The 15,974-nt window shown below is 61.9% G+C and carries 5 protein-coding genes; all 5 read left to right on the top strand.

The window, feature by feature from the left end; genetic code table 11:
• Positions 1 to 31 precede the first annotated feature (31 nt).
• The 5 genes from ACN4F8_RS19465 to ACN4F8_RS19445 all read left to right on the top strand — a co-directional run bounded on the left by ACN4F8_RS19465 (position 32) and on the right by ACN4F8_RS19445 (position 15,196).
• Positions 32 to 8,338 (top strand): beta strand repeat-containing protein, encoded by an 8,307-nt coding sequence (locus ACN4F8_RS19465; RefSeq protein WP_419475082.1) that lies wholly within the window; start codon positions 32 to 34, stop codon positions 8,336 to 8,338.
• A gap of 182 nt (positions 8,339 to 8,520) precedes the next feature.
• A complete protein-coding gene (locus ACN4F8_RS19460) occupies positions 8,521 to 11,571 on the top strand; it encodes a sulfotransferase (RefSeq protein WP_300659209.1) in 3,051 nt (1,016 codons plus the stop codon).
• Complete coding sequence (locus ACN4F8_RS19455) at positions 11,568 to 13,493, top strand: hypothetical protein (protein WP_419475081.1); 1,926 nt, start codon at positions 11,568 to 11,570, stop codon at positions 13,491 to 13,493. The genes ACN4F8_RS19460 and ACN4F8_RS19455 overlap by 4 nt, the downstream gene beginning before the upstream one ends.
• Positions 13,494 to 13,557: 64 nt before the next feature.
• Complete coding sequence (locus ACN4F8_RS19450) at positions 13,558 to 14,484, top strand: hypothetical protein (RefSeq protein WP_300659212.1); 927 nt, start codon at positions 13,558 to 13,560, stop codon at positions 14,482 to 14,484.
• A gap of 502 nt (positions 14,485 to 14,986) precedes the next feature.
• Complete coding sequence (locus ACN4F8_RS19445; protein ID WP_300658798.1) at positions 14,987 to 15,196, top strand: hypothetical protein; 210 nt, start codon at positions 14,987 to 14,989, stop codon at positions 15,194 to 15,196.
• The last annotated feature ends 778 nt before the right edge of the window (positions 15,197 to 15,974 follow it).

The following is a 15,974-nucleotide window of genomic DNA, read 5'->3' as shown; positions in this document are numbered from 1 at the left end:
TGTGCCAGCCGACGCGACCGCCACGCCACCGGTGCTGGCCACGGGCCTGTACAAAGTCATTGCAGATGCGGTGGCTGCAGCGGTGCTGGACCTGCAAACCAAGATCGACGCTCTGGAGGTGAAGGTGGACAGTAACACCGCCAGCACCGCCGAGATCCTAGATGACACAAACGCAGTGGGCAACACGTCTGGCAAGCCAACGACCAATTCCATTGCAGGCCTAAAGGCCGCGCTGGATGCGCTTGCGTCTGCTGCCGATGGGGACCTCACAGCGCTGACCGACCGCATTGCCGACCTCGAAGCCGGCCTTGACAGCGCAGCGCCGGCGATCACGGGCGTGACCATTACCGCGTCGAATCCCGATGCCAACGGCGCCTATGGAGCAGGCGACGTGGTTCGCGTCGAAGTTGCTTTTGACGAATCGGTGCTGGTTCGGGGTGCGCCGTCGTTTGCGCTCAAAGTCGGCGACAAAACGGTGCAGGCTATCCTAATGGCGGGCGCTGGTACCGACAAGCTGGTGTTTGAATACACCTTGACTGCCAGCGACATCGATGCCGACGGCATCAGTGCGGTCGCCAATGCGCTGCAACTCAACGGCGGTGCCGTCACCGATGCTGCGCGCAACGAGTCTCTGGCAACCTCGGCCCCCGTTCTCGACAGCAGCAGTTTGAAGGTGGACAACGGTCCCCTCTCGTTAAGCTTCACCGCCGGAGCCATCTTCGGCAGCACGTTCACTGCCTCCTCGGTGATGCTGGGCTTCATCGTCGATGCGCAGACTGGCCCGACTGTCGGCCCTGACCCTGAGAACGTCGTGTTCCTGTCCGATCTGGATGAGAACGGATCGTTTGACGTCCCCTCTGGCTCGGCCTACATCCCCTTGGATCTGTACTTCTTGGCGATATCTGCCAACGGTGGCCCGGACTTTGCGCGGCTCGAAGAGCAAGCCACGTTTGGCCCGCAATCCATCACCCCTGATTTCAGCGGTTCGATCGCCTTCAAGTTCGGTGGCACCGTCGCTGGTATCTTCAAACCAGAGACTCTGGCAGCGCTTGTCTCCATCTCTGGTGGCGGCTCGTTGAGCCCCGAGGAGCTTGCGGCCTTGATCGCCGCCAACACCGTCCCCGCCGAATCCGTTTTGCTCTACGACGGTGCCAACGCCGGCGAAACGATTGCGCAGGCATTCCTAGACGCCATCCAAGGCCGCGACCCGGCCGACGTGCAACTGACCGTGACCTCCCCGCTGACCGTTGCGCAAGCCGCTGCGTTGGTAGAAGCCGGTTTTGACCTGGCCAACAACGTGGTGTATGCCCTGCGCGACTACGACACCACCGTGACGGCCGCGATGCTCTTGCCGGGCACGGCCACCGTGGTGCGTGGCGCCACCCAGGTGACCGCCATCGGTGACGAGCTGGCCAACGCCATGCGTTTCACCTCGTTTGACCAACGCGTCAACCTCCGTGTGGAAGCGCAACAAGGCGATGACCGCATCGACGCCGGCCGCGGTAATGACGAGATCGTGGGTGGTGTTGGTGCCGACACCATCAATCTCACCTCGGTCGACAACTCGCGCGACGCTGTCATCTACCAGACCATCAACGACGGCCAGTCGCTGCCGGTCTCCACTGTCACCTTTTCCACCGATCCGCAGGACTATCGCCCCGGCTCTGTGCTCACCGTCACCATCAATGGCGTGGAATACAGCCACACCGTGACCACCCGGGAGGGTGACGTGCTGGACGCTGGTACCGTGAAGACCGAGCTGGATGCGTTTGCTGCCAGCATCGCCGCCCTAACCGTGCCCGTGGACAACTCGTCGGCCGTGGTGGCCTACAAGGTCAGCTTGCTCGATCTCATCAACGGCAACGGTGTCACACCTGTGGCGCTGACCATGGCCGATCTCGACGCCAACGGCAGCTACTTGGTACCCGCAGACCACCGCGTCATGCCGGCCAGCTCGCTGCTGCTGTTGAGTGGTGCTTTGAACAGCCTGAGCGGCACAATGCTGCCTGAAGAGGCCAACAGCTTGGTCACCAGCGTGCTGTTCGGCATCGGCGGCACGGGTGCAGGCCAGCGGTACACCACCGACAGCAGCCTCTCGCTTTACGACACCAATCTAATTCCCGGTAACACCGGCGGCTATCTGGTGATGGCCACTGAGCAAGCCATCGAGGCCCACATTGCCGCCAAATTGGCTGCGCAGCAAGTTGTGCCAACAATTGCACCTCTGGGCGCCGCGCCTGATCCGATCACAGCTGCCGACCTCCTGGTCTACTCCGGCAACGTGCTGAGCGCCGTCAACACCGACATCGGCACCCTGCGCTTCTTCGGCAGACCTGGCCAAAAGCTCAGCGTCCTGGCCGGCGGCGACGTGGAAGCCGCCATTGAAAACCCTGGCCTTGCCACAGTGGTCACCGTGGACTTCTCGAGCACCGTGGCCGACTGGCCCACCGCCACCAATGAAGGCAACACCACCGAGTTCACTCGCAAGCTCAGCGTCACCATCGACGGCATAACCATCAATGCCGATGTGGTGTTTGATAGGGACGGTACGCCCAACCCGGTGCTGTCGGTGGCTGCGCTCAAAACCGCCATCGAGGCAGAAAACCAGGTGGGCGGTGACATTGCCGGCAAGCTGGCTTCCGTCAACGGCGTCACCGTCGATGGCACCACCCTCACTCTGACCGGTGCCACTGCACCAGTCGCCGATGCTGCTGCTCCCACCTTCAAGGTCGATGCCGCTTCTGTGGACCAGAACGGCGTGCAGCAGGTCAGCCGGGTGGAATTCAGCACCGACGACACCGACTATTACGAAGGCGGCACGCTGAGTGTGGAGATCGCCGGCCAGACCATCTCCGCTGATATGGTCGCGGGTGATGCGGCCGCTTCTGTGGGCAAACTCGTGACGGCGGTCAAAGAAGCCGCATTGGCGGAGCTCGAAAGCGTCGCGCAGAGCACCACTATTGGTGAGGAGAGCCAAGTCGCTCAAGCCTATACCTACGCGGGCGGTTCCCCAAGTGCGGTCAGTTACTCCCTCAATGCAAAGGGACCTCTGCTTGTCGCCGTTGAGTCTGTGATTGGCGGAGGTGTGTCCCCACTCATCTTCATTGGTAGTTTTGGCTACAAGGTTGACAGCAGCCTCAAGCGAATCACAGGCGAGTTCATCAACGAAAACTCTGCCGACGCGGTCACCGAAGCTCGGTATGTCCAGTTTGACAACGTGGAGGCGCTGATTGCCTCCATCAAGCTCGACGGTAGCCCCACGGGAACGCCGCTCACCGACGCGTACGACGTCACTTACGTTGATGGTGTCCTGCGTGTGGCGGTCAAATCAGGCGGAATCGGCATCACAGCTGCGTCCGAATACATCAACATCGGCGCCAGCAACATACTCAGCTCGGGCATCGTGTTCACGGCCGCCACAGAAGCCACCGACCCCCTCCTGGTCGACGCATCTATGGGCTATCAGGGCGAGCAGCAGCAAGCCACACTTACGCTGGAAACCGGCGGCAAAGATGGCGCATACGACTTTCTGAGCGACGGAAACGCTACCGAACGCGGCGCCGATGTGCACTTCAGCGGTGGTAAAGCGTACGTCACCATCACCGATTTCGGCATAAACGGTGTCTTGGGCGGCGAGGACGATGTGTCAGTGACGGTTGAAGCCTTGATGGGAGAAGACGCTGCCGCCACCAACCAGAATCTGGTGGACGCCATCAACGAGCGGATCAACGGTGTGCCGGAAATCCTTGAACCGTCTTGGTCAGCTCCCGTCAGTCCCGACCCGACGCTGTCTAAACTCCTCAGCAAGGCTACCCTTGGCGAAGATGGCACGATTACCCTGACCGCGAAGGAATACGGCAAAGAAGCCTTCGAGATCAGCGATGTCACCTTGGACTACCAGGGCGTCAAGCAGATCGCCACCATCACGCTGGAGAGTACGGGCAACCACGGCACCACCTTTGTCGACGGTGCTACTACCGACGCCGGCACCAGCCGCGGCGTTGGGATTTACTACCAGGGCGGCAAGGTCTACGCGACCATCAGCAACGCTGACGGGTCGCTGAGCAAGACTGTCTCTGCATACATGGCCGGCCCTTCGGTGGCGCAGATCAACGGCAGCAATAAAGTGCAAACCCTCACTGGCATCTACAACGGCGCGGCCGGCGGTGACGGTGTGACGGTGTACCAGACGGTGCAATTCCAGCAGGGTGAAGAAACCTACCGGGTGCAATTCTTTGCAGAAGACCGTGCGGGCAACGCAGCCCCACAGACAGCCTCTGGCTTCTCTGCCGCCGCCAAGCTGCTGGGTGGCAGCTGGGTGGTTTTCACGGGCGCTGACGAAACGGCCAAGTTGGCGGCGCTCGCCGCTGATCTGGGTGTGACGTCGGTTGCAGTCAATCCCGACCTCGGTTCTGGTCTCGCCTCGCTGACCATCACCGGTCCCCTCGACTTCGTCGAGGTGTCTAACGCCGCACAGGTCAAGTACACCACCGACTCGCCATCGAACAAGACCTTCAACTCCACCAGTGACGACATCCGCCTGACCAATGGCACAGATCCGGGCGCTATCACAGGCGACCGCGAAATCTCGGCCGCCACCGCGACGCAGAACCTGAACGATGCCATCAACGCGGCCATCAACGGTACGGATGTCGCCATCGACCCCTTGCTTTCCCAACTGCTGCAAGGCGCAGAGGTGATCAACGGCAGCATCGTGCTGACGGCCAAGGATGCCGGCAAAGACACCTTTGAAGTGACCGACGTGGCGCTGGACTACCAGGGCCAGAACCAGATCGCCACCGCTACCTACAGCACCGACGGCGAGGACTACTACGACGGTGGCACGCTGAGTATCACCATCGACACCACGCCCAATCTTGCTGACGGGACCGCTGGCGACGTGACGGTTACCCAGGACATGGTGGCGGCCGGTGCCACGGTCAGCCTGCAGGCACTGGTAGATAAGATCAACGCGGGTGCGCAGTCTACCGAGGCTACACCAGCGGTAATCACCATCAAACGCGACGGTGGTTTTTCTGCCGACTACCAGAACTTCGTGGATGTGCCGAATTCCGGTATCCCCAATAGTTTCTTTGCGATTGACAGCTGGGGTATCGATGTTCGCGACACCGATATCTCACCAATTCCAGATTTTCAACGTGGATCTGGCTATTTCAGTGTCGAGACCTACAGCCAGTATTGGTACGGTAATTCATCTGGTCTCCAAACGGAATTCAAGGATTTGGCCGATTTCTTGACCTATCTGGAGGCCAATTTTGCTGTAACCGCAGATATTGATCTCTTGACAGGTGATCTTGTCATCACGTCGACTTCAAAAGGTTCGAACGTGGTCATTGATTTCACTTGGTCCGTCAGCGAGTACGGTCCTGGAACTCAATTTATCAGTGGTGGCGAAGACCTGATGTTTGAACAGAAAGGTCTTGACGGGGCCTATTCCTCTCGCCTCGCAGGCGAAGATACGGGTGCAGATGGCGTGCAAGGCATAGATCCTGGGGTGACCGCCACGCTGGACGAAGCCACGGGCACCATCACGCTGATCTCCAAGGAAAAAACCGAACACGCCTTCAACATCAGCAAAACCACCATCAGCGACCCTGGCGCGGTGGAGGTGACCGAGGTGACGTTCAGTACCACCGACGCCGACTATTTCACGCAAGCCATTGACGCAGATAAGACCCCTGGCAAGGTGTCGCTGACCGTGGACGGCAAGACCTACACGGTGAACATGCTGTCAACAGCCGAGTCGACGCTGTCCGCGCTGGAAACCGCCCTCAACGAAGGGCAACCCTTGGCAACACCGGCAGTGCTTGCCATCGACCCCTCGGTGGTGACCTTCACCCGAGTTGGGGGCAAGTTCACCTTCACCGGAGTGACAGATGGTGACGCTCTGGGTATCACGGCCACGCTGTCGGAAGACGCAGTCCAGCAGGTGACCGACATCACGTTCGACGCGGGCTTCGATGACTCGAGTCTCATTGCCGGCATTGGCCGTGAAGTCTCCGTTACGGTTGCGGGCCAGATGTTCAAACTGGACGGTGACACCCGCCTGGAGTTGCTGCAGGACCTGAAGACCCAGCTGGATGACGCCATTGCAGCCGACACCGTTTTCGCTGGTATCGGGGCCAAGCTGGCGACGGGTGGCGTGGTGCTTGACGAAGCGAACCTCAAGCTCACGCTGACGGCCAAGTATGGCGGTGTGGACCCTCTTTCAGTATCGGACTTCACCCGCGCGGGCTTTGACGAGTTCAGCGGCAACAATGTGAAGCAGCAGCTGGAGCTGGGCTTGACCAACCAGTACCTCGATAGCCTGTTGGGCAGCGGCAAGACGCTGACCTTTGAACTGGGCAAGACCACGGTGACGTACACCGTGACCAACGAGAGCACCCGGGCTGACTTGGCGAACGGCATCGCCACCGTTCTGGGGAGCGCCGATTTGGTCGAACCCCCTGCGATCGAGACCGTTTCGGGCCGCATCTTCATCACGGTCACGGCGGCGTTCTGGGGCCCCAACGTGCTGGGCACGGTATCCAACGGGCTGGATAACACGGTGCGCCTGCAAGAGGGTCTGGATCCCGACAAGATCCTGATCACCACCGGCTTCTCAGCCCAGGAGCTGGCAGCGGGGTCGATCGAATTCCTGGTGGACAAAGACGAGACGGTGGCCTCGGCTGACGCTACGGTCACCGCCGGTGTGGCTGTCGACCACGCTGTCGCAGTGACACCTACCCCCACGACCGTGCCCAAAGACGTCACGCAGGAGGCTGCCGGCACCATCACCAATGTGGCCGACGACGCAGATTTCTTCGGCGACAGCGCGATCACGGGCTTGAGCGAGGACCGGACGTTGCTGGGCTTGGACCAAGACTTCTTGAACCCGGGCAACGGCCGCGGCGAAGACACCGACGGTAACGCCACCTTCTTCGGTGACGACCCGCTGACTCGATTTGCAAGCTCTGCCTTGGGTGGCGCTGTGAAGGCTGGCCAGTCCATCGAAGTGACGTTGACCACGGTGCCCGAGGTGCTCACTCAGGTTGATATTGCCGTCGTGTTCAGTGTTGGAGGCGCCACTCACGATTTTGAAGGCTCTGCTAACACATCTAGTATGGGTGACCACATTGCGGCACTCAACGTCCTGCTCTCAGCTTTTGAAATCACGAAGGGCGTTGAACTGGGAAGCTTCACTTTTGATGCTTTATCCAAGACAGTGCGTCTGGAGGCGGCCCCGGACGTCTCCATCTCGGCTCCGTTGGACCCGACCGTACCGTTGTTCAAGTACGCGGCGCCCCTGGCGCCCACTTATTCGCTGTTGGGTAACGGCAGCGTGCTCAGCGACGTGGCGCTCTGGGAACCGGCGAGCGACGTCTTTGTGGCGAAAATCACCGCGCCCCAGATGGGCACCATTCTGCAGACTCACACCAACCCAGACAGCGGCTACGAAGCTACCCTGGGTTCCCCGCAGGCAAATGCGGGTGGCAGCAACGCGGGCCAGGACGGTCTGTTCGGCTCAAACCCGGGCACTTACACCGACGCGGGCCTGGACACCACCTACCTGAATGGCGACGTAGCCAATGGCAATGGCATCTATGACTATGGTGGCCCAGGCAACCCTGTCGATAGCCTGAACATCGGCGACGGCAGCGCTGTGGGCGACGGCGGCACCGCCGGTGGGGCGGCTGGCGCGTTCACCGACAGCACAGCCGGTGAAGACAGCTTCGACGTGACCACGGACCAGGCGGGCATAGCACCGTTCACGTGGGACAGCTCGGTGCTCACGGTGCGCTCCACCGGCAGCTCGGTGGCCGACGTGGTGAACAATTTCCAGACGGCGTACGACTGGGTGGAGCTCGAAGCGGCGCTGCTTCACAGCACAGTGGATGGGGCAGTGGAAGCGGTGCAGGCTGCGGAAAGCATTTTTCCGTTCGGGCCTGTTGCGCTCGATCCCGGGCAGGTGTTCAACCTCAGCACCACCGAGTTTGGGCTAGTGGGTCAGATGCAGAGCAGCGTCTCGGTCGCAGATCTGGACAACAGTACCGCGGTGTCTGATCTGCTGAACAGATTGTTCAACTTTGATGTCCTTTCCGAATTCGGCGGCACCAGCGACAACGGCACGCTGAACACCACGGTGTTCGCGGTGACGGCGTCAGACAACGCCAATGTCACGGCGATCTGGGCGCACACGCAATCGACCACGGGAGACAACACGGTGGAAACCTACGAGCTGAACCTTCTGGCCACCTTGAACACGTCGGGCAATGAGTTTGGTATCAACAACTTTTTGCCGAAGCCTGACCTGTTGCTGCCCGTGTTGCTGGCTTGACGAGCGGTGCCGGTAGGCCAGGGTGGTGCAAGCCGCCTTGGTCTGTCGGCGTTGTGCGTCGGTCCGCAGCTGCGGATTTCGCCATTACAACGCCGCTGGGTCACCAGCGGCTTTTTTTTGAGTTCAGCGGCGTTCGCGCCAGCATCTGCCCCACTCAAACTGGGCTCTCTGGAGTTTTTTTCTTGCCCACCATCCTGTTCATTTCCGAAACCTGCCTTTTGGACCGCAAGAGCGGCGCCGCGCTGAGCGTTCGCGCCCAGCTCAAGGCGCTGATCCGGGCTGGCTGGCAGGCCCATGCCGCCACCCTGACGTTTTTTGACGGCGATGCGGAATACCCTCGGGCCTTGGCGCACCCGGCGCTGAGCCCCTTGCCACCCGCGGGCAGCACGGTGATGCTGGACGACGAGGGCCTGGCGCACACCTTGTATGTGACGCATTCGAGCCGCCAGAAGGCCGCGCGCCCCTGGGAACTGCAGGCCTTCACCGAGCTGGCACAGGAGGTGCTGGATCGCGTGCAGCCCGACGTGGTGCTGACCTACTGCTCGCCGCTGCTGCAGCCGCTGCTGGCGCAGGCGCAGCAGCGCGGAGCCCGCACGGTGTTCTACCTGGCAAACCCGGGCTATGCCACGCCGGGTGCGCTGCCGCTGCGGTTTGTGGACACGTTTTTGCTGCCCTCGCACGCCTTGGTGGCGCTGTACCGTGAAACGCTGGACCGTCCGACGGGCGTGTTGCTGGACCTGGATCTGTCCGACGATGTGGTGCCATTTGAAGCGGTTGACCCGCCTGGGCCGCAGGGCTTTGAGACCTTTGTGTTGCGAGACCTGGTGCAACGGCCCATGGATGGTTTGCGCAATGTGCTGCCCGACCGCGTGGCGCAGCGCAAGGCAAAGCGTTACGTGACCATGGTCAACCCGGATCCGGCCAGGGGCGGCCAGTTCTTTTTGAACCTGGTGGAGCAGGCGCGGGTGCTGGCGCCGGGGGTGCGCTTTCGGGCGGTGGAAAGCGGATGGGGCCGGGTCGACTGGGCGCAACACGGCATGCCCGCGGCGGTGCTCGACCTGGTGGACTGGTTTCCGCATACCGACGACATGGAGCGTGTGTTTGACGAGGCGGCCTTGCTGCTGGTGCCGTCGCTGTGGTTTGAGGCTTCTGGTCGCGTGGCCGCCGAGGCCTTGCTGGCCGGTGTGCCGGTGCTGGCCATGCGCTCGGGTGGGCTGGAAGAGCAGCTCAACGGAGGAGGCTTCCTGTTTGACTTGCCGCCGGCCTTGAAGCTGAACCACTTGGCCGCTCCAGATAAGAAAGACTTACACCAGTGGGTGCACTTCATCCGGGTGCTGATGGAGGAGGATGCGCTGTATGCCCAGTCGGTGCAGCTGGCGCTGCAGGCCTCGGCCTTGCACGAGCCGGCGCGGGCGCAGGCGGCAGCGGTGGCCACCTACGCGGCGATTGCACGCAAGCCGTTGCTGCAGGGCCTGGTGGCGCAGCCCGGCATGCAGGCGCAATTGCAGGCGCAGCGCGAACGCATGAAGACGGCGCTCGAAGCGGTCAACGCGCAGCTCGAAAATGCCGCCCGCGGGCATGAGGGGTGGGCGGATGACAAGGACACACGCTACGCGCCGGTGCTTAAGCAGTCGCTAGCGCAGCCGGCCATTCGCGATGCGATGCAGGCCATCAAGGCGCAGGACTTTGAGCGGGCGCGCGGGATTCTGGAGCAGTACTTGCGCCTGCTGCCTGAAGACATCGCCGCACTGGGCCTGCTGGCCGATGTGGCCGACCAGCAAGATCGGGAGGTGGAGGCCCGCCGCCTGATGGAGCGGGTGGTGGCGCTGGCCCCGGGTTTTATGCAGGGGCACAAGCAGTTGCTACGTTACGTGCGCGCCGCTGGCGACGCCGAGTCGGCGCTGCTGCACAGCTTTGCGCGCTTGGAGCGAGCACCCCACCATCCGCGTTATCTGGGCATGCACGCCGGCCTGCTGGTGCAGGCCAATCGGTTTGAAGACGCCATCGGGGTCTACGAGGCGTTCTTCCGGCAACACCCGGGCACGGCGCAGGATTGGATGCAGTACGCGCTGGCGCTCAAGACGCTGGGCCAGCAGGAGCCGGGTGTGGCTGCCTACCGCAAGGCCATTGAACTGGCGCCAGGTTTTGGCGCAGCCTGGCATGCCTTGTCGAACATGAAGCTGGCGGTGTTCACACCGGGTGACGTTGCGGCGATGGAGCAGCAGCTGGTTCGCACCGACCTGAGCCCGGAGGACCGCTGCAACATCCACTTCACCCTGGGCAAGGCGTTTGAGGACCAGAAGGCGTATGCGCCGTCGTTCGAACACTACGCGCAGGCCAACAGCATTCGTCGCAGCCAGAGCGACTACGACGTTAGCCGTTTGGAGGCGTATGTTGCCGAAGCCAAGGAGGTGTTTACAGCGGAGTTTTTTTCTGAGCGCGCGGGGCAGGGCCACAAGGCGGCCGCGCCGGTGTTTGTGCTGGGCCTGCACCGCGCCGGCTCCACTCTCACCGAGCAGATTCTGGCCAGCCACAGCATGGTGGAGGGCACGCGCGAGCTGCCCGACCTGCTGCGCATTGGGCGCAACTTTGGCGGCCAGGGCCCGCGGGGCGCGGAGCACGGCTTGAACGCCGCGCTGCTGGCCGACCTGGGCCCTGCCGAATGGGCGGCGTTGGGCCGACAGTACTTGGACACTACGCGCAGCGAGCGCAAGACCCAGCGGCCCATGTTCATTGACAAGATGCCGGCCAACTGGATGTACGCGGGCCTGATTCACCTGATGCTGCCCAACGCGAAGATCATCGACATCAGGCGCAACCCGATGGCGGCCGGGTATGCGCTGTTCAAGATGAACTTTGGGCGCGGCGTGGACCACAGCTATGAACAGCGCGATATTGCGCGCTACTACCGGGCTTATGTCGACCTGATGTCACACTTTGACGCGGTGCTGCCAGGCCGGGTCCACCACATCCAGTACGAAACTCTGGTGGAGGACACCGAGGCCGAGATCCGCCGCCTGCTGGAGCATTGCCGCCTGCCGTTTGAAGCGAGTTGCCTGCGCTACTGGGAAACCGAGCGCGCGGTGCATACACCGAGTTCGGAGCAGGTGCGCCAGCCCATTTTCAAGGGCTCTGTAGATGTGTGGACCCACTATGCCACCTGGCTGGCTCCCATGCGGGAGGCATTTGGCGATCTGGTGGATGCCCTCGGACAACCCGTCTGCGCGCCATGAACGCCACTACTCCCGCCAACCCGCCACTGCCCGCGCTGCAACTGAGGGGCACGCAGGTGGTGCCAGGGCATGTGCGCGGGTTGTCCCAGCCGTGCCTGCGCGTGCACGTGGAACTGGCAGTCAGCGCCGATGTCCGGTGCTGCACGGCGATCGACGCAACGCTGGATCCGTTACCCTTCGCGTGCACCGCCCGCCGCGTCGAAGGCGTGCCACCGGCAGCCCGCCATGCGCTGCCGTTTCTGCTGGCCGAGTGGTTGGTTCGCCTGCAGGTTAGCGCGGGCATGGTGGTGTGGTCTGGCGTTGTGCTGGAAATGCTGCGCCCGGTGACAGGCCGCAAAGCCCGACTTGAGGCCCTCGTGCTGGTGCCCGGGCACATGCCGGGCGCGCTCTCTGCGGTGGTGGCGCCACTGGTTGCCCATGTGGACGCTCTGCTCCAGGGCTCCACGGCCGATCCTGCTGCGTTGTTGCGCTTGGTGGACTCGCTGGCCCGGTGGGCCCCCGGTGGTACCAACAACCGCCACTTCTTGCGAGAGGCGGGTGCGTTGGGCATGCCCGCGCTGCAACTGCCGGGCGGCGTGTTCCAGCTGGGCTGGGGGCGTCGAGCGCGCCTGTTCAAAAGCAGCATTACCGACAGCACCACCGCAGTGGCCACGGCCTGGGCCAAAGACAAGGGCGCGACTAACGCGCTTTTTCGAATGGCGGGCCTGCCGGTACCGGCGCAGCGGGCGGTGGCCTCGCTAGATGCGGCTCTGAAGGCGGCCGCACAGGTGGGTTATCCAGTGGTGCTTAAACCGGTGAACCTGGACCAGGGCTTGGGTGTGGAGGCGGACTTGCAGAACGAGGTCGACCTGCGCTCGGCATACGCGCGCGCGGTGCGTCACGGTAGCCCGCTGGTTCTGGAAAAGCACATACCTGGCGAGGATTACCGGGTGTATGTGATGGACGGTGAGCTGTTGGCCATTGCCCACCGAAAGCCAGCCCAGGTGGTCGGCAATGGAGTGGCCACGGTGTCACAACTGGTGGAGCAGACCAACGCACAGCGTCGCCAGATCGATAGCCGGGCGACTCTGTACAAACCGATCGAGCTGGACACTGAGGCGCTGGAGCTGATGGCTCGCTCGGGCTTTGAGCAGTCTTCGGTAGTGCCTGCAGGGAAAGTTCTGCGTTTGCGCCGCACGGCCAACACGTCGCGCGGAGGCACGTCGCTGGACGCAACGCACCTCGCTCACCCGGACAACGTGGCACTGTGCGTGCAGGCGGCAGCGTTGCTGCGGCTGGACCTTCCAGGCCTTGACTTGCTGATACCCGACATCGCCCGTTCTTGGCGCGAGGTGGGAGCGGCCTTTTGTGAGGTCAATGCCCAGCCCCAGATGGGTGGCGCTCACCCCTGGATTTTCGATCGTATCTTGCGCCGCTACGTGCTGGGCAAAGGGCGCATTCCCGCGGTGTTGGTTTTGACCCAGGCAGAAGACGTCACTCTGGCGGGGGGCCTAGCGCAGGCGCTGCAGGATGCCGGCTGGCCCACCGAGCTGGTGCAGGGCAGCGGCGCCGCTCTGCTGGACCGCTGCAAGGCCGCGGTGATGAAGCCCGCTCTCGGCGCAATCGTAGTGCAGACCGACGGTGCCGGGCTCGCGTTGCAAGGTCTACCGCTGGACCGTTTTGATGTGCTGGTGGTCAGCGGCTGGGCCGTACCCGGGCCGCAGCGGCAGAGCGTGCTGGCTTGGCTCGCACCCCATGTGGGGGGCATGGCGCTGGTGGACGAATCTGGAAGCCTTTCCGGACCCACAGACGCAGCAGACCATTCCTGTCGCTCGGGTCTACTGCGTTGGCTGGGCGCGCAGCGCGTGCAGGCCGTACCCGATGCTCGATCCGTGCCTGCGGCTGTGCTGCGCTTTGTCGAGGCTCTGCCCCATGGTGGCTGATGCACAAGCGTCTCGGGAGGCCGCAGCGTATCTTGCCTGCGTACTGCAAGATCTCCATCAGCCAATGAATGACCGCTTGCCGCAGTTTGCAGCACCGGCAGCCTCGCAAAGCGTCCTGGACCGGGTGCTGCATACGCTAGGTGGGCGACGCTTCACGCACCTCAGCCGATCGCAGGCGCAACCGTATCTGGAGCGCATGCGATCCCTGCTGAAGGCTGACATGGACGCCGGGCGGCCCCTGCATTTTTGCTACGACCTGGGGCCGGGTTACCACGCCAGTGTGGAAGCGGATTTCACGGGGTTGCGCTTTGCGCCAAGCCTGGGCGAGCTGCTGGCGTTGCGGCAGATCCATGCTTTTGGCCGGGAGGTGGCGCCGGTGTATGCGCCAGGCGTTCGGTTTTCGCTGGTGATCGACGATCTGTGCGCCTGGGTGACCAACGACGTGGAGCTGATTGACACCGCTCGCTACCTCAAGCAGTTTACGGCGCTTGTAGGCGCTGTGGGCATGCAGGATCGGGTGTCGGTGCTGGCGGAGTCTGCCCTCGAGGATGCCCGGGTGTACCGGCGAGCGTTCGAACGCACGCCACAGTTAACCAAGGCGCTCGCCGTGAGCCCGGCGGAGCAGGACAACGTGAGCCGGTTTGTAGGTCGTGCGTGTTCGACTGCACAGGCAGCTGACCATCTGGCGCGCTACCAGCGGGCGCTGGTCGTTAGCGATCACTTGCTGGGGGCTCACCTGGGCGGAGTACGCCTGACGCAACGTACGACCGCGCAGAGTTTGGGCTTTCGCTGCTTCCCTGGCAGCGACGTGCGACTTCAGAGCGGCGAGGTGGATTTGCTGTTGGCCTCTGGCGCCCATCCAAGACCGGTCTTGATCACCCATCGCCACCATGCGCTTTACCGGAGATGGCCGGTGGAGATGGACGCGCTCCCGCCCAACTGGCCGTTGCCCACTGGATCGGCTCAGGTGGCCGCGCTGGCAGTTTGCTGATGAGGGGCTGCTGATGAAGACGATTGAACTGCTGGCGATATTCCATGGCCCCAATCCTCGTGCAACGCAACCCGTGCTCGTGGTTCAGCTGGACCTGCCAAGGGGTGGACGAGCTGGCTGGGCGTCGGCTGTGGCGAGCATGTCTGCCTGGTCGCTCGACTGGTGTGCGGTTCGAGTGGCGGACACCACGGTGCCGGTGGCCCTGCACATCGTGCGCCTCCCAGCGGACTGGATGCTCGGAGCACTGAACCATAGTCGCCGGTACTTGCACGCTGCGGGTGCGCGCGCACCATCGAAGCCATCCGCTAAAGCAATCCGCACGTCAAGCTCAGTGAGACTAGCGGGAATTCAGATAGCAGCAAAATGTCCCCTGCTGCGGGATCGGTGCTCGTGTATTCCCTGCCCAAGCGTTTCACTGCCGACGTCATGCTCGGACTGATTGATTCAGAGATCAAAGTATGAACTCAATAAACATAGTGCCCAGCTGGGCCGTGGGGTTCAAATGAAGACGCCACGTTCTACCGCGGTGCGCCCGCGCCTTACTTACAAGCAAGAGCCGCTGTCAGATCAGCGCTTTCACGACTTGGTCAACGCCATGGGGGCCTTTTTCGCTTCTGTGGAGAAAGATACAGCGGCTCAAAAAGTTGCGGCCATCGCTGAGATTGAGAATCTCATGCGTCAACATGGGTTGAGCGTAGACGACATCGCATAGGCAGATCAGGTTGTTTGGTTCGTGCAGTTCGCCAGGATCCACAGTCCTGCCTAGGGGTGCTGCCACTCTAAGTTGGAACCTCAATCCATGTTCAACGCGTTTGCAGCGCCACAGCGTACGGTCAGTTGATTGGGCGCTGCTTCTTTTCCAACGCTTGCGCGCCAAGGTGCGCGGGCGCTTGCGCTATCTCACTAAGAGCGATTCCGACGTTGCTGCAACGAAGGTGGTCAGAAGTACTGCTATGGATCTTCGGTTTTCTATCACGATTTTTTTGAGTTCTTGCTATGAATAGCAGCGTGTCTTTTGGAAAACGTAAATCGTGCGGATCAACGTCAGAACAGTCCGGTCGTAGGCAGCCAAACAAATCTTGTCCTTAAGAATCACATGACTGATATGTAGAAGTCCGGCGGAGTAGCTTTTCTGTACAAAGGCTGCATTGAAAACTGTGCCTGCTGGCAGGCTGGTTCGGGGAGCAACACTTTTCCGCGATAGAACCAACGTCGAAGGGCTTTAAGCAGAACAGTCGCCAGAGACATCAATTTCTTCGAGTGAAAGTAGCAAACTGCCGATCAATATCGAGACTGAACTCTGCAGCTGAATACGTTGAAGGGCGCAGGCCTCGCCAAGCGAACTGCCTTATTCATCCATTTAATTTTTTGATGACTAGCCGGTGAGGGGTGCATTGAGCCTACCCCCTTGGCGATTGCTCGTTCCAAAAATTGCGAATGACAGTACTTTCGCCGGGTTGATATATTTCTTCACCATGAGGGACTATTTC

This window comes from Hydrogenophaga sp., assembly GCF_048549895.1.
Lineage (GTDB): Bacteria > Pseudomonadota > Gammaproteobacteria > Burkholderiales > Burkholderiaceae_C > Hydrogenophaga.
This window is presented reverse-complemented; position numbering and strand designations above follow the sequence as displayed.